The organism is Micromonospora sp. NBC_00389 (assembly GCF_036059255.1).
Lineage (GTDB): Bacteria > Actinomycetota > Actinomycetes > Mycobacteriales > Micromonosporaceae > Micromonospora.
Genome location: NZ_CP107947.1, coordinates 2479533 through 2504917 on the forward strand (window position 1 = coordinate 2479533; position 25385 = coordinate 2504917).

Consider the following 25385-nt stretch of genomic DNA (forward strand, 5'->3'; position numbering starts at 1 on the left):
GGTGCCACGCCTCGGCGGGTTGTGTGCCGGTCAGCCGGAGAACGGCTCGAAGTTGACCACGGTCACCTTGATGTCGGCGCCGCTCGGCGCCGTGTAGGTGCAGGTCTGCCCGGGCCGACCGCCCAGGATCGCCTTGCCGATTGCCGACTCGGGGCTGTAGACGGTCAGTTCGGTCGTGGACGAGATCTCCCGGGAGCCGAGCAGGAAGGTCTCGGTGTCCGCGGTGTCGTCGTCGAAGTAGATCGTCACGACCATGCCGGGCGACACCACGTCCGTCGTCGGTGCCTCGCCGACCTTGGCGGTGCGCAGCAGCTCCTGCAGGTAGCGGATGCGTCCCTCGGCCTTGCCCTGCTCCTCGCGGGCGGCGTGGTAGCCGCCGTTCTCCCGCAGGTCGCCCTCCTCGCGCCGGGCGTTGATCTCCGCGGCGATCGCCGGGCGGTTGGCGATGTGCTCGTCGAGCTCGGCCTGGAGGCGGTCGTGCGCGTCCTGGGACAGCCAGGTGGCGGGCGCCTCGTTGCCAGTAGACACAGGCGGTCTCCTCAGTTGTGCGTGGCTGGCTGACAGGTGAACTACCAAGTTACCAGTGCGGTACGACACAGCGTGTCGGCGATGACCGTTGGTGTCCGTATCCAACACCGCTGGTAGGCGTCCACCGGAACACCTCAGGTGGCCTGCCGAGACGGCGTTCTGGCAGGTCAGGCCGGGGGCCGGCAGCGCAGCACCTCGCCGATGAACGGCTTCGCGGAGGTGGCCAGGCGGTGCTGGGTGGTGACGTGCCGGTCGCCGGGCTCGGCGGTCACGGTGACCTCCTCGCGGGCCACCTCCGCGCCGGCAAGGTCCCGCGCCCGCAGCACGCAGACCGCTGATCCGCCCGGCGGCACGGTCACCCGGAAGGTGACCACCACCTGGTTGTCCGTGATGTCGGTGTAGGTGATCACCTGGCCGTCGTACTCCGGGTCGCCGTACTGCTGGTAGAGCCGGACCGAGATCAAGGTCAGCGCTGCCAGCAGCACCACCAGCGCCAGCGCGGCCAGCAGCTTGCGGGGGCGGCCGCCCCCGGGCGCCCGGCGCCGGCCGTAGCGACCGGCCGGAAAAACGGGCGCGCCCGGCGGAATTGTGGCGTGCGTCTCGGTCACCGGCGGGTATCTCCTGGCGTTGTTGTCGGCGGCATCAGCAAGAATGACAGGGTCCATCCTCCCAGCCCGGCTTAGCGGCAGGAATGGCAGGTCGAGCCCCCGTGGTGCCGACCGGCGACGGGGTGAGGAGGATCCCCGGCAGGTCAGCCGGTCGAGCCCGGTCGGGTCCACCGTCCGGCACAGACGAGGAGCGCCGAAGTTGGCAGAGCAACTGCGTCTCATGGCCGTGCACGCGCACCCAGACGACGAGTCGAGCAAGGGTGCGGCGACCACGGCGAAGTACGTCGCCGAGGGGGCGGATGTCCTGGTCGTGACGTGCACCGGCGGGGAGCGCGGCAGTGTGCTGAACCCCAAGCTCGACCGACCCGACGTGTGGGCCAACATCGCCGACATCCGGCGCGCGGAGATGGACGCCGCCCGGGCGATCCTCGGCGTCGAGCAGGCTTGGCTCGGCTTCGTCGACTCCGGGCTGCCCGAGGGCGACCCGCTGCCTCCGCTGCCGGAGGGCTGCTTCGCCCTCCAGGACGTCGAGGTGGCCGCCGGCCCGCTGGTGCGGCTGATGCGCGAGTTCCGTCCACACGTGGTGACCACGTACGACGAAGAGGGCGGCTACCCGCACCCCGACCACATCATGTGCCACAAGGTGAGCGTGGCCGCCTTCGAGGCCGCCGGCGACCCGGAGCGCTACCCGGAGCTGGGCACCCCGTGGCAGCCGCTGAAGCTCTACTACGACATCGGCTTCTCCAAGGCCAAGATCATGGCTCTGCACGAGGGCATGCTCGCCGCCGGCCTGGAGTCGCCCTACGAGGACTGGCTCAAGCGCTGGGAGGAGCGGCCGGACAAGGGCCCTCGGATCACCACCCGGGTGGAGTGCGCCGACTACTTCCCGGTCCGCGCCGACGCGCTGCGCGCCCACGCCACCCAGGTCGACCCGGATGGTTTCTGGTTCCACGTGCCGATGGAGCTCCAGCAGCGCGCCTGGCCGACCGAGGACTACGAGCTGGCCCGTTCGGTGGTGGACAGCCCGATGCCCGAGTCCGATCTCTTCGCGGGCGTGCGGGAGACGGCGCACGCGCGCTGATTCCGTACGGCGCTACTCTGGTAACCAGTCGCCCATCGGAGGAACACCATGCTGACCGCTGCCGAGGTGCTCGCGGAGAACAACTTCGGGGATACCCGCACGGGTGGCCTGGCTGGGCCGATGGGCCTCTTCCTCATCCTGCTGCTGGCCACCGCGACCATCCTGCTGATCCGCAACATGAACGCCCGGCTGCGCCGGCTGCCCGACCGGTTCCCGCAGCAGGCGCACCCGACCGACCCGACCAGGGCCGAATCGGCAGTCGCTGATCCGACAGACGAGACCGCGGCGCACGATTCATCCACGCCCGCTCCCAACGGGCACCAGCAGCACCGGAACGGGTAGTCCGCGCATGATTCACGCCGAACCGGGTGGTCGACCCCTGTTGCGACCACCCGGTTTGGCTTAGCCTTCCGCCGGGGGGACCAAAAGTCCCCGAGCCGTGTGCGGAAGGGGGCGCCGATGACCGTCACAGCACCGGCCGCCCGCCGTACCGTCGGTCGGTCGGCTGACGGGGGAGGTCGATGACCTCCGGCCCGGCCGGCGATCCGTTCGACCGGCTCGGGGTGCGCGGCATGCCTGCTCGGCTGCTCGTGTTCACCGCCGCCGTGACGCTGACCGCACTGGTCGCCGCCGGGGTCGGGCTGACCCTGCCGGATGGGCTGCCGGCCGACGATCCGCTCGGCGGTCCGGCCCGCTTCGGCATCGCCGTCGCCGTCCTCGCTGTCGCCCAGTTCGCCCGGCTGCGGTTCCGCTCGGCCGCCGGAATGGTCAGCATCACCTGGGGTGAGGCTGCGCTGATCGTCTGCCTCTACCTGGCGCCCGCCGGCTGGCTGCCGTCGGCCACCCTCCTCGGTGCCGGCCTGGCCTGGACGGTGCACTCACTGCACAACGACCGCCGCCCGCCGCTGGAGATCGTCCGGATCGCTGCGTCGCTGGCCGCCGCGTCGGCACTGGCCGTGTCCGTGACCAGCGCGCTGGGGCAGCCGCTGCTCGCCCCGCCCACCCCGAGGCTGGCGCTGGCCGTGATCGCCGGGTCGGTGACCTACCTCCTGGTGACCGCCTGGCTCGGTGGGGTGACGCTGGGCCTGCGGCACGGAGTGCCGATCGGGCCACCACTGCTCGCCGCCCTGCGCGGCAAGCTGCTGATGTTCGTCGGCAACCTGGCGGTCGGCCTGGTGGTGGTCGCGCTGCTGGAGCTCGACCCACGGTGGCTGCTGCTGCTTCCGCCGCTGCTCTGGCTGCTTCAGCAGACCTACCGCTACCGGTTGCGTTCCGACCAGGAACGCCGGACGTGGCGAGCTTTCGCCGAGGCCACCGCGGCCCTCAACCAGCTCGACGAGCGGGGCGTGGCCAGCGCGGCGGTGACCGGCGCGCTGACGCTGTTCAACGCCGAGCTGGTGGACGTCGACGTGGCTCGGGCCGACGGCCGGTGGCGCCGCTACCGGGGTGACGCCGGTGGCCAGCTCGTCGATCGGGAGGTCGACCCGCCGCGCCCGTCCGCGCCCGATGAGGACGAGCTGATCCGTCCACTGACGGTGGGTGCCGCGCCGGTCGGTCAGCTGCGGATCCGGTTCCCCCGCTCCGCCCCGCCCGCCGCCCGGGAACGCGACGCGGTGGCCGCGTTCGGCGACGCGCTCGCGGCCGCGCTGCACGACGCCGCGACCCACCGCGAGCTGCGGCTGGTCACCGCCCGCTCGTCGTACGAGGCGGTGCACGACCCACTCACCGGGCTGGCCAACCGGGCCGCCATGCTCGGCAAGGGCGATCAGTCGCTGCGGCAGCTCGCGCACGATCACCCGGTGGCGCTGCTGCTGTTGGACATCAACCAGTTCAAGGAAGTCAACGACACCCTCGGGCACGCCGCCGGTGACCAGCTTCTGCGGTTGACCGCGAACCGGCTCAGCGCGTTGGCTCGCCCCGGTGACCTGCTCGGCCGGCTCGGCGGCGACGAGTTCGCGCTGCTGCTCACCTCGGTGCCGGTGCTCGGTGACCGGGCCGCCCCGATGGCGCACGCGCTGCGCCAGGCCCGCGAGATCGCCGAGCGGCTCGCCGCGCCGACCGAGGTGGCCGGCGTACGCATGTCGATCGAGGTCTCCGTCGGGGTGGTCGTGGCCGACGCCGGCACCGCCGACCTGACCGAGCTGCTGCGCCGCGCCGACATCGCGATGTACCAGGCCAAGGAGGGCGGCGGCAGCGTCGCCGCCTACGACAGCGCCCGGGACGCGGCCAGCACCGATCAGCTCGCCCTGCTGGCCGAGTTGCGGGAGGCGCTGGAGGTCGACGACCAGCTGGTGCTGGCGTTGCAGCCGGCGGTCGACCTGGCCACCGGCGCGCCCACCGGGGTGGAGGCGCTGATCCGGTGGCGGCACCCCCGGCGTGGCTGGCTGAGCCCGGCCGACTTCATCCGCCCCGTGGAGAACAGCGAGCAGCTCGGCGCATTCACCCGGTACGTGCTGGACAAGGCGCTCGGTGTGGCCGCAGGCTGGGCCCTGGAGGGGCTGGACGTCCCGATCTCGGTGAACCTGTCGGCGCGCAGCCTGCTCGACCCCCGACTGCCGGCGGAGATCGCCGACGCGCTGCGCCGGCACCAGGTCCCACCACACCGGCTGGTCCTGGAGATCACCGAGACGGTGGTGATGAGCGAGCTGGAGGTCATCGACGAGGTGCTGGCGACGCTCCGGTCGATGGGTGTGCAACTCGCGGTGGACGACTTCGGCACCGGCTTCTCCTCGCTGACGTTCCTCACCCGGATCGCGGTGGACGAGTTGAAGGTGGACCGCTCGTTCGTGATCCGAATGGCCGACTCGCCCGAGGCGGCGGCGATCGTACGGACCACTGTGGGCCTCGCCCACGAGCTTGGCCTGCGCGTGGTGGCAGAGGGGGTGGAGACCGCCGAGCAGCGGATCGCCCTGACCGAGCTGGGCTGCACCTCGGCGCAGGGATACCACTTCTTCAAGCCGATGCCGGCCGACAAGATCGGCGCGGTGCTCGGGTCGCTGCGCGACTCGGCGGAGTCGAACGTCTTCCGACTCCGCGCCGACGGCGCCTCCTGACCGTCGGGGCGACCCCCGCTGATCGGTTTCGGACGGGGCGGCCAATCGCCCGCCGACCTTCTAGAGTCGATTGAGCTGCGCAGATGTGTCGATCTGTTCAGCGGGTCATGTTCACCTGCCGAAGGGGCAGCATGCGACTCTCCCGGAAACGTTCCATCCTCGCGACGGCGCTCACGCTGACCACCGTGGCGCTCGGCGCGCTGGCCGTCGCCACCCCGGTGCAGGCCAAGGCGCCGCAGTCCGGCTCGCTGGTGGTCACCGGCGACCCGGATGACCCGGTCACCGAGGGCCGGGACTACTCGTTCGCCACGCCGGACGGGGACGGCTTCAACGTCTGGGGTACGGCGAACCAACTCACCGTCGAGGTCTGGGACCCGCCCCTCGGCCCCTGGAGGATCGCGCTGAGCGCGCCGGTCGGTCAGCCGCTGACCGTGGGCACCTACACCGGCGCGACCGAGTATCTCTACGAGAGCCCGCTGCCCGGGATCGCCCTCAGTGGCAACGACCGGTTCTGTACGAACGGGCAGACCGGCTCCTTCACCGTCACCGACATCTCCTGGGGCCCACACGGCTACCTGGAGCGGTTCGACGCCACGTTCGATCAGCGCTGCAACTACAGCACGGGCTCGGCCCGCGGGGCGGTGCACATCGCCAATCCGCCCGCGCCGCCGGTGCTCGCCGTCGGCGTGGACGTGGCCAGGTCGGGCACGATCGACACCGGGACCGACGAGGTGACGGTGCACGGCACGGTGACCTGCACCGCACCGGCCACGGTCTACGTGGAGGGTCAGATCACGCAGACGCGGCACGGGCAGGTCGCCGAGGGCATCGTCCGGGCGGAGGTGGCGTGCACGCCCGGCGGGTCGATCGCTTGGACGTCACGGTCGCCCTCGTTCACCTCCACCCCGTTCCGGTGGGGCGACGTGGCGGTGTCCGCCAACGCCAGCTCCTACGACACGACGTATGACATCTTTGTCAGCGACGCCGACTCCGCCGCGGTCCGGCTGAGGAAGGGCTGACCCACGTCCGGCCCGGGCCTCGCGGCCCGGGCCGGACGCTCCCGTGGCTGACCGGCCGGCCTGACCATCCGGGCGGAGCCTGCGCGGTCCGCGCCGGGGCTGGCTATGGTCGTCGGGTGAACCGACTCGCCGGCGCCACCAGTCCGTACCTGCTCCAGCACGCCGACAACCCGGCCGACTGGTGGCCCTGGTGCGACGAGGCGTTCGCCGAGGCGAAACGACGGGACGTACCGGTACTCATCTCGGTCGGTTACGCCGCGTGTCACTGGTGCCATGTGATGGCGCACGAGTCGTTCGAGAACGAGCAGGTCGGCGCGCTGATGAACGCCGACTTCGTGTCGATCAAGGTGGACCGTGAGGAGCGTCCGGACGTCGACGCCGTCTACATGACCGCCACCCAGGCGATGACCGGCCAGGGCGGCTGGCCGATGACCGTCTTCGCCACCCCGGACGGCACCCCGTTCTTCTGCGGCACCTACTTCCCGCGGGCCAACTTCGTCCGGCTGCTCCAGTCGGTCGCCGCCGCCTGGCGGGACCAGCGCGAGGAGGTGGTGCGTCAGGGCGCCGCGGTGGTCGAGGCGATCGGGGGCGCCCAGGCCGTGGGCGGTCCCACGGCGCCGCTGGACGCCCCGCTGCTCGACGCCGCGGCCGCCAAGCTGGCCGGCGAGTATGACGCGACGAACGGCGGCTTCGGGGGCGCGCCGAAGTTCCCACCGCACATGAGCCTGCTCTTCCTGCTGCGCCATCACCAGCGGACGGGCGACCCGCGCAGCCTGGAGATCGTCCGCCACACCGCCGAGGGGATGGCCCGGGGCGGCATCTACGACCAGCTCGCCGGGGGCTTCGCGCGGTACTCGGTGGACGGGCACTGGACGGTGCCGCACTTCGAGAAGATGCTCTACGACAACGCCCTGCTGCTCCGGCTCTACAGCCAGCTCTGGCGGCTGACCGGCGACCCGCTGGCCCGTCGGGTGGCCCGGGACACCGCCCGGTTCCTCGCCGACGAGCTGCACCGGCCGGGGGACGGGTTCGCGTCCGCGCTGGACGCCGACACGGAGGGCGTCGAGGGGCTCACCTACGCCTGGACGCCGGCCCAACTCGTCGAGGTGCTGGGCGAGGACGACGGGCGGTTCGCCGCCGACCTGTTCGCCGTGACCGAGGAGGGCACCTTTGAGCACGGCATGAGCGTGCTCCGGCTCGCCCGGGACGTCGACGACGTCGCACCCGAGACCCGGGTCCGCTGGCAGCAGGTGGTGGGGCGGCTGCTCACGGCCCGGGACACCCGTCCGCAACCGGCCCGCGACGACAAGGTGGTGGCGGCCTGGAACGGCCTGGCGATCACCGCCATCGTCGAGTTCCAGCAGGTGGCCGCGCTGTACGCGTCGCCGCAGGACGAGGATGCCAACCTGATGGAGGGCGTCACCATCGTCGCCGACGGCGCGATGCGCGACGCCGCCGAGCACCTGGCCTCGGTGCACCTGGTGGGCGGCCGGCTGCGCCGGGTCTCCCGGGGCGGTGTGGTCGGTGAGCCGGCGGGCGTGCTGGAGGACTACGGCTGCGTGGCCGAGGCGTTCTGCGCGTTGCACCAGCTCACCGGCGAGGGCCGCTGGCTCACCCTGGCCGGCGGGCTGCTGGACACCGCGCTGGAGCACTTCGCGGCGCCGGGCGGCGCCTTCTACGACACCGCCGACGACGCGGAGCGGCTGGTCACCCGGCCGGCCGACCCGACCGACAACGCCACCCCGTCCGGCCGGTCGGCGCTGATCGCCGGGCTGGTGGCGTACGCGGCGCTGACCGGGGAGACGCGTTACCGGGAGGCCGCCGAGGTGGCGCTCGGCACGGTCGCGCCGATCGTCGGGCAGCACGCCCGGTTCACCGGGTACGCGGCCACGGTCGGCGAGGCGCTGCTCTCCGGGCCGTACGAGATCGCCGTGGCGACCGACGATCCGATCGGCGACCCGCTGGTGGCCGCCGCCCACCGGCACGCCCCGCCCGGCGCGGTGGTCGTGGCCGGGCGCCCGGACCAGCCCGGTGTGCCGCTGCTCGCCGACCGGCCGCTGGTCGATGGCCGGTCCGCCGCGTACGTCTGTCGGGGCTTCGTCTGCCAACGCCCGGTCACCACGGTCGAGGAGCTGGTCGCCGAGCTCGGCTGAGCGTCCCCGCCGTCCGGGTGCGGCCCGATGGTTGCCCGGAGTAGTGCCCGGGAGGTCGCTCAGGCCCCACGGCGGGCGCTGGCCGGCGGCGCCTGGACGGGTCGGGCACGAGCGCCGGCCCTCCGGTTGGCCGCGTCGGCGGCCCGGATAGGCTGGCCGCGCTATGGATTCCCGTACCGGTCTGCCCGTTGTCGGCATGGTGGGCGGCGGCCAGCTGGCCCGGATGACCCACCAGGCCGCGATCGCCCTTGGCCAGTCACTGCGTGTGCTCGCGACCGCCCCCGACGACGGCGCGGCGCTGGTCGCCGCCGACGTCCAGTACGGCGACCACACCGACCTGGCCGCCCTGCGGACCTTCGGCAAGGGCTGCGACGTGGTCACCTTCGACCATGAGCACGTGCCCACCGAGCACATCCGCACGCTGGCGGCGGAAGGCGTCACCCTGTACCCGCCGGCGGACGCGCTGCTGCACGCCCAGGACAAGCAGGTCATGCGGGAACGCCTGACCGAGCTGGGCGCGCCCAACCCGGTGTGGCGGCCGGTCGGCGAGCCAGCCGACCTGGTCGGTTTCGGTGAGCAGGTCGGTTGGCCGGTGGTGCTCAAGGCGGCCCGGGGTGGCTACGACGGCCGGGGCGTCTGGCTGGTCGACGATGCCACCCAGGCTGTCGAGCTGGCACGGACGCTGCTCGCCGGCGGCACGCGGTTGATCGTCGAGGAGCGGGTGCCACTGCGCCGGGAGCTGGCCGTGCAGGTGGCCCGCTCGCCGTTCGGCCAGGTGGCCGCGTACCCGGTGGTCGAGACGGTGCAGCGGGACGGCATCAACGTGGAGGTGCTCGCCCCGGCACCCGGCCTGGACGAGGAGCTGGCGGTCACCGCCCAGCAGCTCGCCATCGACCTGGCCACCGCGCTCGGCGTGGTCGGCCTGCTCGCCGTGGAACTCTTCGAGGTGCGCGACGAGGCCGGCCGACCGGCGATCGTGGTCAATGAGCTGGCGATGCGTCCGCACAACTCGGGGCACTGGACCATCGAGGGGGCTCGGACCTCCCAGTTCGAGCAGCACCTGCGGGCGGTGCTGGACTACCCGATGGGCGACACCGCGTTGGCCGCGCCGGTCGTGGTGATGGCGAACGTGCTCGGCGGCGAGCCGGGCGGGATGTCGATCGACGAGCGGCTGCACCACCTCTTCGCCGCCGAGCCGGGGGCCAAGGTGCATCTCTACGGCAAGCAGGTACGACCCGGCCGCAAGATCGGGCACGTCACCGTGCTCGGGGACGACCTGGACGACGTACGGGCGCGGGCCGCGCGGGCCGCCCGCTGGCTGCGTGAGGGGCACGAGTGAGCCCGAGTCCCGCAGTCGCGAACGAAGAGGGGACCGCAGTGACCACTGTCGGGTTGATCATGGGCAGCGACTCGGACTGGCCGACGATGCGGGCCGCGGCCGAGGTGCTGGACGACTTCGGGGTGTCGTACGAGGTCCGGGTGATCTCGGCGCACCGGACCCCGGTCGCGATGATCGACTACGGCCGCGACGCCGTCGACCGGGGTCTCAAGGTGATCATCGCCGGTGCGGGCGGTGCCGCCGCCCTGCCGGGCATGGTCGCCTCGGTGACCCCGCTGCCGGTGATCGGCGTGCCGGTGCCGCTGAAGCACCTCGACGGCATGGATTCGCTGCTGTCCATCGTGCAGATGCCGGCCGGGATCCCGGTGGCCACCGTGTCGATCGGCAACGCCCGCAACGCTGGCCTGCTGGCCGTGCGGATCCTCGGCGTCGCCGACGAGGACCTCCGCGCGCGGATGACGACCTACCAGCAGGACCTGGAACAGCTGATCGTCGCCAAGGACGCCGCCCTCCAGGCCACCCTCACCTAACCCCCCCCGGCACCAAGCGTCCGCCCCCGACCCGCTCCCCGCGCCGGACGTACGCACCCGGCACACTCACCGCGCCGGACGTACGCACCCGGCACGCTCGCCGTGCCAACTCACGCACGCCGCAGGACCCTCCGTTTTCATCTCATGCCGCGTAGCGCGGTCTGTAGGCGTTCCTGGGCGCGGCGGCGGCGCTCGTTGCTGGCGCCGAGGATCAGCAGCAGGATGCCCACCGGGATCAGCGCCAGCCATGGGCCGAGGCTGAACAGCGCGTGGATCGCGGTGATCGCGGTGACTGACGCGCCGACGATCACCGGCGCCTGCTGTCGGCTGGTCGAGCCGAAGATCAGCACTGCCACCGCGCCGAGCAGCAGCAGCATCTGCCGCAGCGTGCTGGATTCGGTGGCCAGCACGATCGCCAGGGTGGGTAGGAACGCGGCGACCAGCGCCGGCCCGTACGCCACCCAGCTGCTCAGGTCCGGCCGGTGGCGCAACTCGAGCACCCCCACCAGCAGGGCCAGCGCGGCGAAGGGCAGGGTGTACGCCTCGGGCAGCGCCACGTCGGCGACGCGCATCAGGATCCACCAGGCGGTGATCTCGCAGACCACCACCGCCCAGAAGAGGATCCGGCGCTCCACCGGCCGCCGACCGGGCCGGGTCGCCGCCACGCCGAGGACCGCGCCCCAGGCGGCCAGCAGGGCGGCGATGTGGCGGGGCGAGTCGAAGGCGAGGGCGAAGGCGATCAGCGCCGCCGCGTACCCGCTCCACTCCACCGTGGAGGCCTCGCGCTGCGCCTCGGGACGGCGCAACCGGGGCAGGGTCGCGGCGAGCACCTGCAGGACCGCACCGACGGCCAGCACACCGAACGCGGACCAGACCGCAGCCAGGCCGGCGACCAGGCCGACGGTGAGCACGAAGAGCTGCGCCATCAGCGATGCGAAGAGCCAGCCGAGGATGCGCGCCCGCTGAGTGGTGCCGAACAGCGCCGCCACCGCGCCCACGCCGACCGCGCTGCCGAGGGTGAACAGGGTCAGCTGCCGGTCGGCCAGGCTGCCGGCCAGCCCGGCGCCGCCGCCGGCCAACCCGATGAGGAACACCAGCACCCGGGCCAGCCGTAGCGAACGGGCCGGCTCGACCAGCGGCGGCGGCGGGGTCAGCGCGAGGCCGAGCATCGCGATGGTGAAGACGGAGAGCGCGGCGACGGTGCTCGCCGGCCAACCCATGCCCAGCGCGATGGGCGCGATCAGCAGCGTGACGGCGGCGCCGGGCAGCACCACCGGTACGGCCCGGGACCGCCGCCCGCCGCTGAACCCGGTGGCGGCCAGCGCCGCGGTCGCGGTGAGCAGCAGCGCGGTCAGCACGTGGGTCGGGTTGACCACGTCCGGGGGCGGGGTGAGCAGCTCCGGCGGCGGCCCCTGCCAGATGCGGGCCAATGTGCGGTGCGGTTCGACCAGGGCGGTGACCAGGGCGGGTCCGATCGAGGCGAGCGCCAGGGCGGTCGGTAGGGCCGCCGCGGCCAGCGCGCCGGCGGACGGGCTGACCCGCCATCGCCGACGGTCCGGGTCGTCCGGCAACCGCCGCATCGCGCCGCTGAACAGCACCGCCCAGCGGCGGACCGGCTGCGCCGAGCCGGTCGGCGGCACGGTGGCCGCCCGGATCAACTCGGCGAGCACGCCGAGCAGGGCGGCGGCGGCCGCGTAGACACCCGAGGGGAGGCCGGTGGGGATGGCGGCGAGCGCGCTGATGGTGGCCCCGCCAACCACGGCCACGCTGACCCAGGGCAGGTACTGCGGCACCTGCCGGCGGACTGCGGCCGCGGCGGCCAGGCCCAGGCTGGACGCGGCCAGCGCCGCGGTCAGCACCACCTGCGCCGAGTGTTGGAACTCGGCGGACAGCGCGGCTACCGCGCCGGGGAGGGCCAGCAGCGCGGCACCGGTCGCCGCGCCGCCGATCTGCGCCAGGTGCGGTGGCATCCCGTCGGTTTCGATGTCGGTCACCTGCGGACCCGCCAGTACGCGGGCCAGGGCGGCCACCACCACGCCGATCAGTGCGATGCTGCCCAGCGCCAGCGCGGTGGTCCACGGCCGGACTAGGCCGGCGCCGGCCGCGTGCAGCGCGACCACCCCGGCCACGGTGGCCCGGGACAGCCCCGCCCGGGCCTCCTCCGTGGCCACGGCAGCCATGCCGAAGACGGTGGCGACCATCCCGCCGACCAGGACCGGCGACCACCAGGGCAGGTCGAAGGCGGTCGGTGCGCCGATCGTGGCGAGCACCACCGCGGCCCCGGACACGTCCCACCGCCAGGGCGGCGGGAGCAGGATGCCGGCGGCGACGGCCAGCAGCGCCAGCGCGACCGGGGCCTGCCAGGTGGCGCCTCCGGTCGGCGCGGCCGGCCAGCCGGTCAGGTTGCCGTCCCAGATCGGACCGGGCGTGGCCAGCACGCCCAGCCCGCCGCGCAGCGCCGTCCAGCCGGCGAGGACGCCGATCAGTGCGCCGCCGACGGTGATGCCGAGGATTGGCCCGCGCCGCCACTCCTCGGGCATGGCGCGGGCACCTACGGCGACCACCAGCACCAGACCGGCGGCCACCGCCAACTGCCCGCCCGGGGTGAGTACCGAGGCGATCCGGACCAGCGTGGCGATCAGGGCGGTGGTCACCGCCGCAGCGGCCAGGTCGGAGCCGTCCAGGGTGAGGTCGGAGCGGCGTCCGGCGTCGATCGACGGTGCCAGGAAGAGCAGCACGGCGGCGACCAGCAGTATTGCGCCGACCCAGGCGTCGGCGACGGTCGCCCCGGGTGCGCCGAAGGCGGCGGCGGTGACCACCAGCGCGCCGAGACCGGTGCCGACGGACAGCGGTGTCGGGATGCGCCGCTGGGAGACCTGCACCACGGCGGCGTAGCCGAGGGTGACGCAGACCGCGAGGAAACTCGCCGCCAGCACCGGGACGGTCACCTCGCGCAGGCTGGCGGGGGTGGGGGTGGGATCGGTCGGCACGGTGGCGGCCACGAACGCGGCGACCGCCCCGGGCAGCGCGAAAGCGGCGCCCCCGGCGGCCCAGGCGGCGACCGTGTCGGCTGCGGCCGAGGCGATCCGAATCCGGGGTGCCAGCGCGACCAGCGCGCCGGCCGCGAAGAGGGTGAGCAGGACCGCGGCGGTGAGCGTCGGCCCGACCAGGCTGGCGCCCGCACCGAACATGCCCACCACGGCGGCCCCGATGCCATGCGCCAGGGCGGCCCGGCTGGTCCGCGCGGAGAGGCCGATCACGCCGATGCCGACCGCGGTGAGCACCATCGGCCAGGGCGCATACGCCCAGCCGAGACCGAACGAGGCCGGCACGGCCAGCGCGGTCAGCGCCGCCCCGGCGACCGCGAACTCGCGGCGGATCTCCGGCGGCAGGGCCAGCACCGCGGCGATGGTGAGCAGGAACGCGGCGGCGGCGAGCTGCCAGGTGGTGGGGCCGACCGCAGCGGCCAGTTCGGCCTGGTACTGGTCGAGGTCGGCGCCCCAGGCGGGCAGTGCCGCCTGGACCGGGGCCACTCCGGCGCGCAGCGCGCCCCCGGCGACCACCAGCCCGCTGACGGTGAGCGCCGCCGCTGAGGCGACCTGCGGGCCGCGCCGGGCGGCCTCGGGGACCGCGCGCACCGCCAGCCCGGTCACCGTGATGACCGCCGCGATCAGCAGCAACGACCGGCCGGGCAGGGCCACCGAGGCGATCCGGCCGAGCGCGCCGATCACGGCCAGGGTGAGGATGCCGGCCGCGACGTCGGGCAGCGGCGGGCGGCGCAGCACCAGCGCGCCGGCCAGCCCGACCGCGGCGGCCAGCAGCAGCGCCACCCCGGCGCCGGTCGCCGCCGGCACGGTCTCGGCCTGGAGCAGGGCGGTGACGGCGTACGCCAAGGCGACGGCGACCGCCACCGCGTGCAGCAGCCAGATCAGCTCGCGCAGCCCGGGCACCGGGCGGGTCGGCCGGGTGTCGGCGGCCCCGGCATCGGCGTTGAGCAGCTCCGCAGCCTCCTCCGGGTCGCCCTCGGGTCGGCTGTCGGCGCTGCGTTGCGGGGGCGCCGGGGGCATGCCGGGCTCCGGCAGGTCCTGCCGGACGGGCCGCTCCACGGCGACCCCGGTGCGGGTCAGCCAGAGGTCGAAGAGGGCGACCAGCGTCAGCAGCAGGGCCCAGCCACCCGGCCCGGTGATCCGGTCGTACGCGAGCAGCGGCAGCACCGGCTGCGCGGCGAGCACGGTGGCGAACCGGGGTGTGCGCAGACCTGTCCACCTGGCGTACCCGAACGCGACGGCGGCGGTGAACGCGAAGATCACCCCGGCGAAGACCGCTCCGGAGGAGCCCCCGTTGCCGATCCGGTCCACCGCCCACAGGGCGTTTCCGGCCAGCGGCACCAGCAGCAGGCCGACCGCGGAGATCGTCTCGGCGGTCGAGGTGAGCCCGCGCCGGGCCAGCGCCGGTGGGGCGAGCAGCATCAGGACGGTGGCGAGGAGCAGGATGCCGAGCCGGGCCAGCGCGTCCATCGAGCTGGTCGCCACCGCGGCGAAGACCACCGCGGCCACCCCGAGCAGCAACGCGCCCAGCCCGAGTGGGATGTTCTGCACCTCGCGGGAGGATGCCTCCGGCGGGTGCTCCGGGTCGTCCGCGTCCAGCCAGGACGCTCGGGGCGGTGGTGGTGGCGGCGGGGGGTCCTCCGGGGCGGGCGGGCTGCCCTGGCGGGGCACCCGGGGCGGGGCGCCGGTGGTGGCGGTCGGTGGCCGGCGGCCGGGTCGGCGGCGCAGCACCCGCCGTGGCCGGGTGGCCTGCTTGAGCCGCTCCTCACTGGCGTGCGCCAGGATGTCCCGCTGGAAGAGCGCGGCCTGCATCTTGGCGGCGATCTGCCGCTGCTCGCTGGCGATGGCGGCGTCGCGCGCCTTCATCTCCGCGATCGAGCGCTCGATGTCCGCCAGGTGCTCGACCCACTGCGGCTGGTCGGCCCCGCAGTGTGGGCAGCGGACAGCCGGCTTGATCTCCTGGCCGCACGAGGAGCACTGAAACGTCGCCACGACATCCCTCCACCCGCACTGTGGACATCCACTGTCGCAGCATGCCCAAAGCTGGCGCGGATTACGACACTTGTCGGCGGGTCCGGGGCAAACAAACGACACCGGCCGGCCACGGAGGGTGCTCCGAGACCGGCCGGTGGGGTTTGATCCGTCAGGGGCGGCCCATGCCCCGGTACTCCCAGCCGGCCTGGGTCCACAGTGTGGAGTCGAGGCAGTTGCGGCCGTCGACCACCTTGCGGCCGGCGACGAGCTCGCCGAGGGCGACCGGGTCGGCGTTGCGGAAGTCGGCCCACTCGGTGAGGACGCAGACCAGGTCCGCGCCGCTGACCGCCTCGTTGATGCCGGTCTCGTAGGTCAGCTCGGGTACGGCGCGGCGGGCGTTCTCGGTGCCCTGCGGGTCGTACACGTGCACGTCGGCGCCGGCCTTCTGCAGCAGCGCGGCGACGGCGAGCGCCGGGGCGTCGCGGACGTCGTCGGTGTTGGGTTTGAAGGTGGCGCCCAGCACGGCGATCCGGGTGCCGGAGAAGTCCGGGCCGGCCGGCCCGGAGCGGCGGCCGAGCAGGTCTGCGGCGAGCTGGAGCACCCGGGTCCGGCGGCGCAGGTTGATCAGGTCCACCTCGTGCAGGAAGCGAAGCGCCTCGCCAGCGCCCAGCTCCTGCGCCCGGGCCTGGAAGGCCCGGATGTCCTTGGGCAGGCAGGCGCCGCCGAAGCCGAGACCGGCCTGGAGGAACCGGTTGCCGATCCGCGGGTCGTAGCCGATCGCCCGGGCCAGCTGGGTCACGTCGCCGCCGGAGGCCTCGCAGACCTCGGCCATCGCGTTGATGAAGGAGATCTTGGTGGCCAGGAAGGCGTTCGCGGCGACCTTGACCAGCTCGGCGGTCGCGAAGTCGGTGACCACCAGGGGCACCTCGCGGTCCTCGGTGGCGGCCAGGTCGAAGACACCCTTGTGGGCGGCATAGAGCATGCCGTTGGCCCACTCGCTCTTCACGCCGACCACGATCCGGTTGGGGCGCAGCACGTCGTCGACGGCGAAGCCCTCCTGGAGGAACTCGGGGCTCCACGCCACCTCGACGCCCAGGTCGTTGGGCGTGTGCTTGCCGACCAACTGCTCCACCCACTCGGCGGTGCCCACCGGCACGGTGGACTTGCCGACGATCAGCGCCTTGCGGGTGAGGTGTTGCGCCAGGCTGGTCACCGAGGCCTCGACGTACGACAGGTCGGCGCCCATCCCGTCGGCGCGCTGGGGGGTGCCGACGCAGATGAAGTGCACGTCACCGAAGTCGGCGGTCTCGGCGATGTCGGTGCTGAACCGCAGCCGGCCGGCGGCCAGGTTGCGCCTGAGCAGCTCGTCCAGGCCGGGCTCGTGGATCGGCACCTGACCGGCGTTGAGCATCGCGATCTTGTCAGCGTCGACGTCGAACCCGAGCACCTCGTACCCCAGCTCGGCGTAGCAGATGGCGTACGTCGCACCCAGGTAACCGGTCCCCAGGAAGGTCACCCGCGGCCGGGCCGCACCCGAGGGCGGCGTCACCGCGGCGATGGCGGGGGTCGGCTGAATGGTGGGATAGGGGATCGTCACGCCTGTCTTCTCCGCTCGCACTGGCGGCGCTTCGTCGCGTCGCATTTTGCTGCGGCGCCTGGCCGGGCACCGGAGGGGTGGCTCAACTGTCTTCTTCCATCATCGCGCAGCGGCCTGGGTGCTCCGTCATGTCTATACCTACGCGCCGGTAACATCACTTGAACTGCAGTCGCTAGTCTTCAGTCTGCGCGGTCGGCGGTCAGGAGACGCTACAGACTGCGCATGATAGCGGTGAAGGGGAGGGGCCGACATGGCCGCAGGGGAGTCGTTCGACGTCTACCGGTTGCCTGAGGAGCACGTGGCGATCCGGGAGGCGGTCCGCGAGGTCTGTACGGCGAAGGTGGCCCCACACGCCGCCGAGGCCGATGAGACCGGTGAGTTCCCGAAGGCGTCCTACGACGCGCTGCGGGCGGCCGACTTCCACGCCCCGCACATCCCCGAGGAGTACGGCGGTGCGGGCGCGGACGCGCTGGCCACCGCCATCGTGATCGAAGAGGTGGCCCGGGCCTGCGCGTCCTCCTCGCTGATCCCGGCGGTCAACAAGCTTGGCACGATGCCGCTGCTGTTGTCCGGTTCCGAGGAGCTCAAGCGCCGCTACCTGACGCCGGTGGCGGCGGGGGACGCGATGTTCTCGTACTGCCTCTCCGAGCCGGAGGCGGGCAGCGACGCGGCGTCGATGACCACCCGCGCGGTACGTGACGGGGATCACTGGGTGCTCAACGGTGTGAAGCGCTGGATCACCAACGCCGGCGTCTCCGAGTTCTACACCGTCTTCGCCGTCACCGACCCGACTGCCCGGTCCCGGGGCATCTCCGCCTTCGTGGTCGAGAAGTCCGATGCCGGGGTCAGCTTCGGCGCCCCGGAGAAGAAGCTCGGTATCAAGGGCTCGCCGACCCGTGAGGTCTACCTGGACAACGTGCGGATCCCGGCGGACCGGATCATCGGCGCGGAGGGCACCGGCTTCGCCACCGCGATGCGGACCCTGGACCACACCCGGGTCACCATCGCCGCGCAGGCCATCGGGATCGCGCAGGGCGCGCTCGACTACGCCAAGGGGTACGTGGCCGAGCGCCGGCAGTTCGGCAAGGCGGTCGCCGAGTTCCAGGGCGTCCAGTTCATGCTCGCCGACATGGGCATGAAGCTGGAGGCGGCCCGGCAGCTCACCTACGCCGCGGCCGGCAAGTCCGAGCGGGGCGACGCGGACCTGACCTACTTCGGCGCGGCGGCCAAGTGCTTCGCCTCGGACGCCGCCATGGAGATCACCACCGACGCGGTGCAGTTGCTCGGTGGCTACGGCTACACCCGGGACTACCCGGTCGAGCGGATGATGCGGGACGCCAAGATCACTCAGATCTACGAGGGCACCAACCAGGTGCAGCGGATCGTCATGGCGCGGCAGCTGCTCAACGGCGTTGCCTAGGCTTTCCTCCCAGTCAGATCCCGGGCGCCGACCGAGTTGAATTTCTCGGTCGGCTGCCTGTGTTGTGCCACGAGGGCACACGTGACTCCCCACACACCGAGCATTTCGTGCGGGTTCGTGTCGTTGACGAGCGGGGAGAATCAACGCACCTGACCTCCGGCTGATCCGTGCCGCCGTCCCTTGCCTTGTCCTCCACTCGCTGCCCAGCGTCGGGCGCGCCCAACGACGTCTACGAACACGCAGAGAGATCGAGATGATGAAGCAGTTGGTGGACAAGACCGGCCCCGGTTCCGCCGCCGAGCAGGAGGTGCTGCCCGGCGACCTGATGACCAAACGCCAACGGGTGCAGCTCGTGCTCGTGCTGGGCGCGCTGATCGCGATCGGGCCGCTGACCATCGACATGTACCTGCCGGCGCTGCCCGCCATCACGGCCGGTCTGCAGACCACCGAGACCGCGGTGCAGTTGACGCTGACGGGCACCCTGGTCGGCCTCGCGCTGGGCCAGTTGCTGATCGGGCCGCTCTCCGACGTGGTCGGGCGGCGTACACCTCTGCTGGCCGGGCTGGTCGTGCACGTCGTGGCATCTGTGCTGTGCGTGTTCGCGCCCAGCATCGCCGTGCTCGGCACGTTGCGCGTGCTGCAGGGCCTCGGGGTGGCGGCCGCCACCGTGGTCGCCACCGCCGTCGTACGCGACCTGTTCAGCGGTGCCGCCTTCGCCCGGATCTTCTCCCGGCTGATGCTGGTCATGGGCCTGGCGCCGATCCTCGCGCCGACCCTGGGCAGCGGCGTGCTGCGCTGGACCGAGTGGCGGGGTGTCTTCGCGACGCTGGCGGTGCTGGGCGTGCTGCTGACCGTCGTGGCCGCGCTCCGGTTGCCGGAGACCCTGCCGGTGGCTCGCCGACGGCATGGCGGGGTGGGTGCGACGATGCGCGACTACCGGCGCTTGTTCAACGACCGGGCCTTCATCGGTCTGGTGCTGGTCGCCGGGCTGGCCATGGCCGCCCTGTTCGCGTACGTCTCCGGGTCGTCCTTCGTGCTGCAGGAGCAGTACGGCCTCGACGAGCAGCAGTTCGGCCTGGCCTTCGGGGCGGGTTCGGTCGGCCTGATCGGGGCCACCCAGTTCAACGTCCGGCTGCTGCGTCGCTTCACCCCACAGCAGATCCTGGTCAGCGCCCTGATCGCCGGGACGGCGGCCGGGCTGCTGCTGATTATGTTCGCTGTGACCGGCCTCGGTGGCCTGGGCGCCCTGTTGGCGTCGCTGTGGCTGGTCCTGGCCGCGGCGGGCCTGGCCCTGCCGAACGCGCCAGCGCTGGCGATGACCCGGCACAGCGAGGCCGCTGGGACCGCCGCGGCGCTGCTCGGCGCCGTGCAGTTCGGCATCGGCGCGGTGTCGGCACCCCTGGTGGGGTTCCTGGGCACCGGGAGCGTGCCGATGGCGATCGTGATCGCGGGCGGCATGGCCGCCGCGCTGGCGGTCATGCTCCTCGTCGTTCCCCGCGCCGACCTCGGCACCGTCGACCCGGACCTGGCTGTCGCCGTGCACTAGGGGGCGGGCCGGTCACCCGGCCCGCCCGATGATCAGCGGATTTCGGTGGTGTCCTCGGGGCGGGACTGGCCGCGCGGCGGCGCGGACCACGGCGACTCGCCACCCACCCGGCGGGGCAGCGGGTCGGTCGGTGTCGGATCGGCCGGGTAACCCAGGGTGACCGGGGTGGTGTCGCGCTCCGCGGGCTCGCGGGGCGGCCAGTCGGTCAGTGTGGGGTTGTCGCTCGGGGGGCCGTCCGTTGGCACGGGTGTTGGCGTCGCGGCCGGCTCGGTCGCCGGACGCGGCCAGGCCTGCCAGCGTTGCCTGCTGAACGTCGCCATCAGCAGCAGCAGGCCGATCAGGAAGAGGGTGCCGTTCTCCAGCGGTAGCCGCAGCGGCAGCGGATCGCCGAACAGTTTCCACCCCTGCGGGATCGCATCCCGCACCTCGAACGGTGCCATGAACATCCCGACGTACGGGATGGCCAGCAGCAGCCCGGCCACCAGCGGGCCCAGCGGCGAGACGCGCAGTGTGCCGAGCAGGCCGAGCAGGACAGCACCGACACCGAGGTACACAGCCGGCTCGATCAGGTTGGCCGTGTTGAAGGTGCCGATCTCCACCCAGCGGTCGACCGTCCGGCTCGACCCGTCCTGCCCCAGTGTGACCAACACCCAGGTGATGGGCGCCACCACCAGCCCGGCGAGGAAGCTCCAGAGATGTCGCATCCGCGCACCGTACCGTTTCCGGCATGACCGAGCACCTCTCCGCCGCTCCGACCGGCAAGCCGACGTCGTACTCCCGGGTCACGCTGAGTAAGATCATGACCGCCGTCGACGTGAATCTCTACGGCACCGTTCACGGCGGAGTCCTGATGAAGTTCGTCGATGACGTGGCGGGGGCCGCCGCCGCGCGGCACAGTGGCGGCACGGCGGTGACCGCGGCGATCGACGAGATCGTCTTCTCCGAGGCGGTCCGGGTCGGCGACCTGGTGCACGCGCACGCCCAGGTGAACTGGACGGGGCAGACCTCGATGGAGGTGGGCGTGCGGGTGGTCGCCGAGCGGTGGGACTCGGCCGAGGACGCGCCGGTCCGGGTGGCCACCGCGTACCTGGTCTTCGTCGGGGTGGACGTGGGCGGGGCGCCGCGGATGGTCCGCCCGGTGCTGCCGGAGACGCCGGAGGACGAGCGCCGGTACCGGGAGGCGGAGATCCGTCGCGCCCACCGTCTCGCTCGCCGCCGCGCCATCCAGGCGCACCGCGCGGGCTGAACGCGGTCGGGCCGGGGCGGGTTGAGCGGCGGCCCACACAGGTCGCGGCTGGGGCATGTGGCGTGGGCACGCGTCGGTGGCCCTACCCGGTGCGCAGAATGGCGCTTCGAGGTAGGGCAAGATGGCGCCACGGCCCAATCACAGTGTCGTGCCGGGCCAGGGGGAGGGTGGAGCAGTGGGTGACGTGCTGTGGACGCCGCCGGCGGACGTACTGGAGCGGACCCGCATCGGCGACTACCTGCGCTGGCTGCGGGAGCACCGTGGGCTGGACTTCGCCGACTACGACGCGCTGTGGCGTTGGTCGGTCACCGACCTGGACGCGTTCTGGCGCTCGATCTGGGACCACTTCGAGGTGGTGGCGCACACCCCGCCGACGGCGACCCTGGCCGAGCGGGGGATGCCCGGCGCCCGCTGGTTCCCCGGAGCCACGCTCAACTACGCGGAGAACGTGCTGCGGATGCCCGGGCGGGCCGACGACGACCCGGTGGTGATCGCGCACGGGCAGACCCGGGCGCCGGTCACGCTGACCGCCGCCGAGCTGCGCGAACAGGTCCGCCGGGTGGCGGCCGGGCTGCGCCGGCTCGGCGTCACCGCCGGTGACCGGGTGGCGGCGTACGCCCCGAACATTCCCGAGACGTACGTCCTGCTGCTCGCCACCGCCAGTCTGGGGGCGATCTTCTCGTCCTGCGCGCCCGAGTTCGGCACCCGCAGCGTCGTCGACCGCTGGCAGCAGATCGAGCCGACCGTGCTGGTCGCCGTGGACGGCTACCGGTACGGCGACAAGCCGGTGGACCGGCGCGCCGAGGTCGCCGCCATCCGGGCCGCCCTGCCGTCGTTGCGGCACACCGTCGGGATCGGCTACCTGGACCCGGCGGAGGCCGCGCCAGTGGACGCGCTGGGCTGGGCCGACCTGGCCGCGCCCACCGACGAGCCGCTGGCGTTCACGCCGGTGCCGTTCGACCACCCGCTGTACGTGCTCTACTCCTCGGGCACCACCGGGCTGCCCAAGCCGATCGTGCACGGCCACGGCGGCATCCTGCTGGAGCACCTGAAGATGCTCGCCCTGCACCACGACCTGGGCCCGGCCGACCGGTTCTTCTGGTTCACCACCACCGGCTGGATGATGTGGAACTTCCTGGTCTCCGGTCCGGCGGTGGGCGCGACCATCGTGCTGTTCGACGGCAACCCGGCGGTCCGGGCGGAGCCCGGCCGGCCGGCTGAGCCCGATCTGGGCGGGCTGTGGCGGCTGGCGGCGGAGACCGGCACCACGTACTTCGGTACCTCGGCGCCGTTCCTGCTGGCCTGCCGCAAGGCCGGTCTCGTGCCCCGCGAGGTCGCCGACCTGTCAGCGCTGCGCGGCGTCGGCTCCACCGGTGCGCCGCTGCCCGCCGAGGGCTTCACCTGGGTGTACGAGACCGTCGGCGACCACCTCCAGCTCCAGTCGCTCTCCGGCGGCACCGACGTGTGCACCGGCTTCGTCGGTGGGGTTCCGCTGCTGCCGGTGTACGCCGGTGAGATCGCCTGCCGGGCGTTGGGCGCCAAGGTGGAGGCCCGATCCGCCGACGGCACCCCGGTGATCGGCGAGCTGGGTGAGCTGGTGATCACCGAACCGATGCCGAGCATGCCGGTGGGCTTCTGGAACGACCCGGACGGGACCCGCTACCGGGAGGCGTACTTCGACGTCTACCCGGGCGTCTGGCGGCACGGTGACTGGATCACCATCAACGCCCGGGGCGGCTGCGTGATCACCGGACGCTCGGACGCCACCCTCAACCGTGGCGGCGTGCGGCTGGGCACCGCCGAGTTCTACTCGGTGGTCGAGGGGCTGGACGAGGTGGTCGACTCCGTTGTCGTGCACCTGGAGGACGACGAGGGCGGCGCCGGCGAGCTGCTGCTCTTCGTGGTGCTCGCCGAAGGCCTGGAGCTGGACGACCCGATGCGCGCGAAGATCAGCCGCGAGCTGCGTACCGCCCTCTCGCCCCGGCACGTGCCCGACGAGATCCACCAGGTACGCGCGGTGCCCCGCACCCTCTCGGCGAAGAAACTGGAGGTCCCGGTCAAGAAGATCCTCACCGGCACTCCGGTCGACTCGGCCGCCGCGAAGGGTGCCCTGGTCAACCCCGAGTCCCTGACCGCCTTCGCCACCTTCGCCCAACGCCGTGCCCCCAACAACACCCCCGCCTGACGCTGGCGGCGGTGGGTCAGGGCAGGGTGTGGGTCACCTGTTCGGTGGTGGTGCGGGCGGCCAGGCTGGCGGGGTTGAGGTTGGCGCAGAGGACGACGGTGGCGGCCTGGGTCAGCGGGGCGAGTAGCCAGTCCACCGGGTCCGGGTACCGGGCGGTGTCGATCAGGATGCGGGCACCGGGCGTGATGCCCAACTCCGTGGCGCGGGACTGGGCGCGGGCCAGCAGGGGCCCGTCGGCGGGGCCTGGCCCGGGCTGCGGGGTGAAGTGGTCGCCGTGCCGGCGTACCTCGACCACGTAGTCGGCGAACCCGGGTGGCACCTGTCGCAGCGGGGCGGCGAGTGGGGACAGCCCGAGGGCGTACCGCTCGTCGGCGGACCAGGACTGCGCCTCGTCGAGCCGGTCGGCGGCGGCGAAGAGCACGTCCACGTCGCCCGGCGTGTCGACCACGGCCAGTTTGGCCGACCAGCAACCCAGCAGCACCGCTGCGGTCTGCCAGTGCGGCGGCAGCAGCACCCCGGCCGGGGTGCCCGGTGCGAGGCCGACCTCGTCGACGAGAAGGTTGGCGGTCTTCGCCACCCAGTTCGCCAGCGTGGCGCCGGAAAGCTCGGTGCGGTCGCCGCTGGCGTCGTCGTACCAGGTCAGCAACGGTCGGGTCGGGTCGGTCGTGATCGCGTCGGCGAACACCCGGGCAATGTTGTCGGCCATCGGCGCGAACGATACGCCCCTGTGGCCCGTACTCGAAGACGGTGACAAGTCGGCGTACCGTCGGGTCGCAGTCAGCGTCGGCCCTGTGCTCCAGCGTAGGCTTGGCCACCGGAGTGTTGTTGCCCACAGACCCGCCATTTACAAGGAGTCGCCCCGTGACCGCCGGTCGCCCGCCCCGCGTGCTCATCGACGCCACGAGTGTCCCCGCCGACCGTGGTGGTGTCGGTCGATACGTCGACGGTCTGCTCGGTGCCCTCGGCAAGGTGTGCGGGTCGGGGGTGGAGCTGGCGGTGGTCAGCCTCCGCACCGACCTGGAGCGGTACACCCGGATGCTGCCCGGTGCGGAGATCATCCCCGCCCCGGCCGCCGTGGCGCACCGCCCGGCGCGGCTCGCGTGGGAGCAGACCGGGCTGCCGCTGCTCGCCCAGCAGGTTGGTGCGCACGTGCTGCACTCGCCCTTCTACACCTGCCCGCTGCGGGCCGGGTGTCCGGTGACGGTCACCGTGCACGACGCGACGTTCTTCACCGAGCCGGAGCATTACGACAAGTCCCGCCGGACGTTCTTCCGCAGCGCGATCAAGACCTCGCTGCGCCGCGCCGATCGGGTGATCGTGCCCAGCAAGGCCACCCGGGACGAGCTGATCCGGCTGCTCGACGCCGACCCGACCCGGATCGACGTGGCCTACCACGGCGTTGACCACGCCGCCTTCCACGCGCCCAGCGAGGAGGAGAAGGCCCGCGTGCGCGCCCGGCTGGGGCTGGGCAACAGCAGCTACGTGGCCTTCCTCGGGGCCAAGGAGCCACGCAAGAACGTGCCCAACCTGATCCGTGGCTGGGCCCGGGCGGTGGCCGATCGGGCCGACCCGCCCGCGCTGGTGATCGCCGGCGGGCAGGGGCACGACGACGACATCGACCGGGCGGTGGCCGAGGTCCCCTCCCACCTGCGGCTGCTGCGGCCCGGCTACCTGCGCTACGCCGACCTGCCCGGCTTCCTCGGCGGTGCGCTGGTGGCGGCCTACCCGTCCTATGGCGAGGGGTTCGGGCTGCCGATCCTGGAGGCGATGGCGTGCGCCGCCCCGGTGCTGACCACGCCCCGGCTCTCGTTGCCCGAGGTGGGCGGCGACGCGGTCGCGTACACCTCAGAGGACGCGGAGCAGATCGGCACCGACCTGGCCGCCCTGCTGGACGACGAGCAGCGCCGGTTGTCGCTGGCGAAGGCCGGTTTCGATCGAGCCAAGGAGTTCACCTGGGAGTCCAGCGCCGAGGTGCACATCGCCGCCTGGAGCCGCGCCCGCTCCTGACCGGCCGGGCAGCCGGCTGCGGACCCGCCCACCCGGTCCAGGTCCTTCGGGC

18 protein-coding genes are annotated in these 25385 nt (G+C 72.9%); 12 read left to right on the plus strand and 6 right to left on the minus strand.

Features of this window, described 5'->3' with window-relative positions; all coding sequences use genetic code 11:
* Positions 1-30: 30 nt before the first annotated feature.
* Both greA and OG470_RS11945 read right to left on the minus strand, forming a co-directional pair.
* Positions 31-528, minus strand: a complete 498-nt coding sequence (gene greA / locus OG470_RS11940) for a transcription elongation factor GreA (RefSeq protein WP_328423641.1) — start codon at positions 526-528, stop codon at positions 31-33.
* 167 nt (positions 529-695) lie between these two features.
* A complete protein-coding gene (locus OG470_RS11945; protein WP_328423643.1) occupies positions 696-1136 on the minus strand; it encodes a DUF4307 domain-containing protein in 441 nt (146 codons plus the stop codon).
* 199 nt (positions 1137-1335) lie between these two features.
* On the opposite strand from OG470_RS11945, the gene mca reads away from it, so the two are divergent.
* The 7 genes from mca (at position 1336) to purE (ending at position 10311) form a co-directional block, all read left to right on the plus strand.
* Positions 1336-2217: a mycothiol conjugate amidase Mca gene (gene mca, locus OG470_RS11950; protein ID WP_328423645.1), complete on the plus strand. Its 882-nt coding sequence runs from the start codon at positions 1336-1338 to the stop codon at positions 2215-2217.
* Positions 2218-2265: 48 nt separating this feature from the next.
* Positions 2266-2559: a hypothetical protein gene (locus tag OG470_RS11955; protein ID WP_328423647.1), complete on the plus strand. Its 294-nt coding sequence runs from the start codon at positions 2266-2268 to the stop codon at positions 2557-2559.
* Positions 2560-2789: 230 nt separating this feature from the next.
* Positions 2790-5270, plus strand: a complete 2481-nt coding sequence (locus OG470_RS11960) for a putative bifunctional diguanylate cyclase/phosphodiesterase (protein ID WP_328426319.1) — start codon at positions 2790-2792, stop codon at positions 5268-5270.
* A gap of 131 nt (positions 5271-5401) precedes the next feature.
* The gene (locus tag OG470_RS11965; protein WP_328423649.1) at positions 5402-6289 is read left to right on the plus strand and encodes a hypothetical protein; all 888 of its coding nucleotides are present in this window, start codon (positions 5402-5404) and stop codon (positions 6287-6289) included.
* A gap of 116 nt (positions 6290-6405) precedes the next feature.
* The gene (locus OG470_RS11970; RefSeq protein WP_328423651.1) at positions 6406-8442 is read left to right on the plus strand and encodes a thioredoxin domain-containing protein; all 2037 of its coding nucleotides are present in this window, start codon (positions 6406-6408) and stop codon (positions 8440-8442) included.
* A 163-nt stretch (positions 8443-8605) separates the two neighbouring features.
* Entirely contained in the window at positions 8606-9781 is a 1176-nt protein-coding gene (locus OG470_RS11975) for a 5-(carboxyamino)imidazole ribonucleotide synthase (protein ID WP_328423653.1), read from the plus strand.
* Positions 9782-9819: 38 nt separating this feature from the next.
* Positions 9820-10311: a 5-(carboxyamino)imidazole ribonucleotide mutase gene (purE, locus tag OG470_RS11980; protein ID WP_328423655.1), complete on the plus strand. Its 492-nt coding sequence runs from the start codon at positions 9820-9822 to the stop codon at positions 10309-10311.
* 137 nt (positions 10312-10448) lie between these two features.
* Here the strand turns inward: purE and OG470_RS11985 are convergent, their stop codons facing one another.
* On the minus strand, positions 10449-15350 hold the full coding sequence (locus OG470_RS11985; protein ID WP_328423657.1) for an SCO7613 C-terminal domain-containing membrane protein: 4902 nt from the start codon (positions 15348-15350) through the stop codon (positions 10449-10451).
* Between the two features lie 151 nt (positions 15351-15501).
* Positions 15502-16929, minus strand: coding sequence for a UDP-glucose dehydrogenase family protein (locus tag OG470_RS11990; protein ID WP_328423659.1), 1428 nt, complete (start codon positions 16927-16929; stop codon positions 15502-15504).
* 250 nt (positions 16930-17179) lie between these two features.
* Between OG470_RS11990 and OG470_RS11995 the strand changes: the two genes are divergently transcribed.
* The gene (locus OG470_RS11995) at positions 17180-18349 is read left to right on the plus strand and encodes an acyl-CoA dehydrogenase family protein (protein ID WP_328423661.1); all 1170 of its coding nucleotides are present in this window, start codon (positions 17180-17182) and stop codon (positions 18347-18349) included.
* Between the two features lie 253 nt (positions 18350-18602).
* Complete coding sequence (locus OG470_RS12000) at positions 18603-19895, plus strand: multidrug effflux MFS transporter (RefSeq protein WP_328423663.1); 1293 nt, start codon at positions 18603-18605, stop codon at positions 19893-19895.
* Between the two features lie 32 nt (positions 19896-19927).
* On the opposite strand, the gene OG470_RS12005 is transcribed toward OG470_RS12000, so the two are convergent.
* Positions 19928-20599 (minus strand): hypothetical protein, encoded by a 672-nt coding sequence (locus OG470_RS12005; protein ID WP_328423665.1) that lies wholly within the window; start codon positions 20597-20599, stop codon positions 19928-19930.
* 23 nt (positions 20600-20622) lie between these two features.
* Here OG470_RS12005 and OG470_RS12010 point away from each other — a divergent pair, with 23 nt between their 5' ends.
* Positions 20623-21141: an acyl-CoA thioesterase gene (locus OG470_RS12010; protein ID WP_328423667.1), complete on the plus strand. Its 519-nt coding sequence runs from the start codon at positions 20623-20625 to the stop codon at positions 21139-21141.
* Positions 21142-21316: 175 nt separating this feature from the next.
* On the plus strand, positions 21317-23326 hold the full coding sequence (locus OG470_RS12015; protein ID WP_328423669.1) for an acetoacetate--CoA ligase: 2010 nt from the start codon (positions 21317-21319) through the stop codon (positions 23324-23326).
* Between the two features lie 16 nt (positions 23327-23342).
* Here the strand turns inward: OG470_RS12015 and OG470_RS12020 are convergent, their stop codons facing one another.
* Positions 23343-24032 (minus strand): TIGR03089 family protein, encoded by a 690-nt coding sequence (locus OG470_RS12020; RefSeq protein WP_328423671.1) that lies wholly within the window; start codon positions 24030-24032, stop codon positions 23343-23345.
* 155 nt (positions 24033-24187) lie between these two features.
* On the opposite strand from OG470_RS12020, the gene OG470_RS12025 reads away from it, so the two are divergent.
* A complete protein-coding gene (locus tag OG470_RS12025) occupies positions 24188-25333 on the plus strand; it encodes a glycosyltransferase family 4 protein (RefSeq protein WP_328423673.1) in 1146 nt (381 codons plus the stop codon).
* Positions 25334-25385 lie beyond the last annotated feature (52 nt).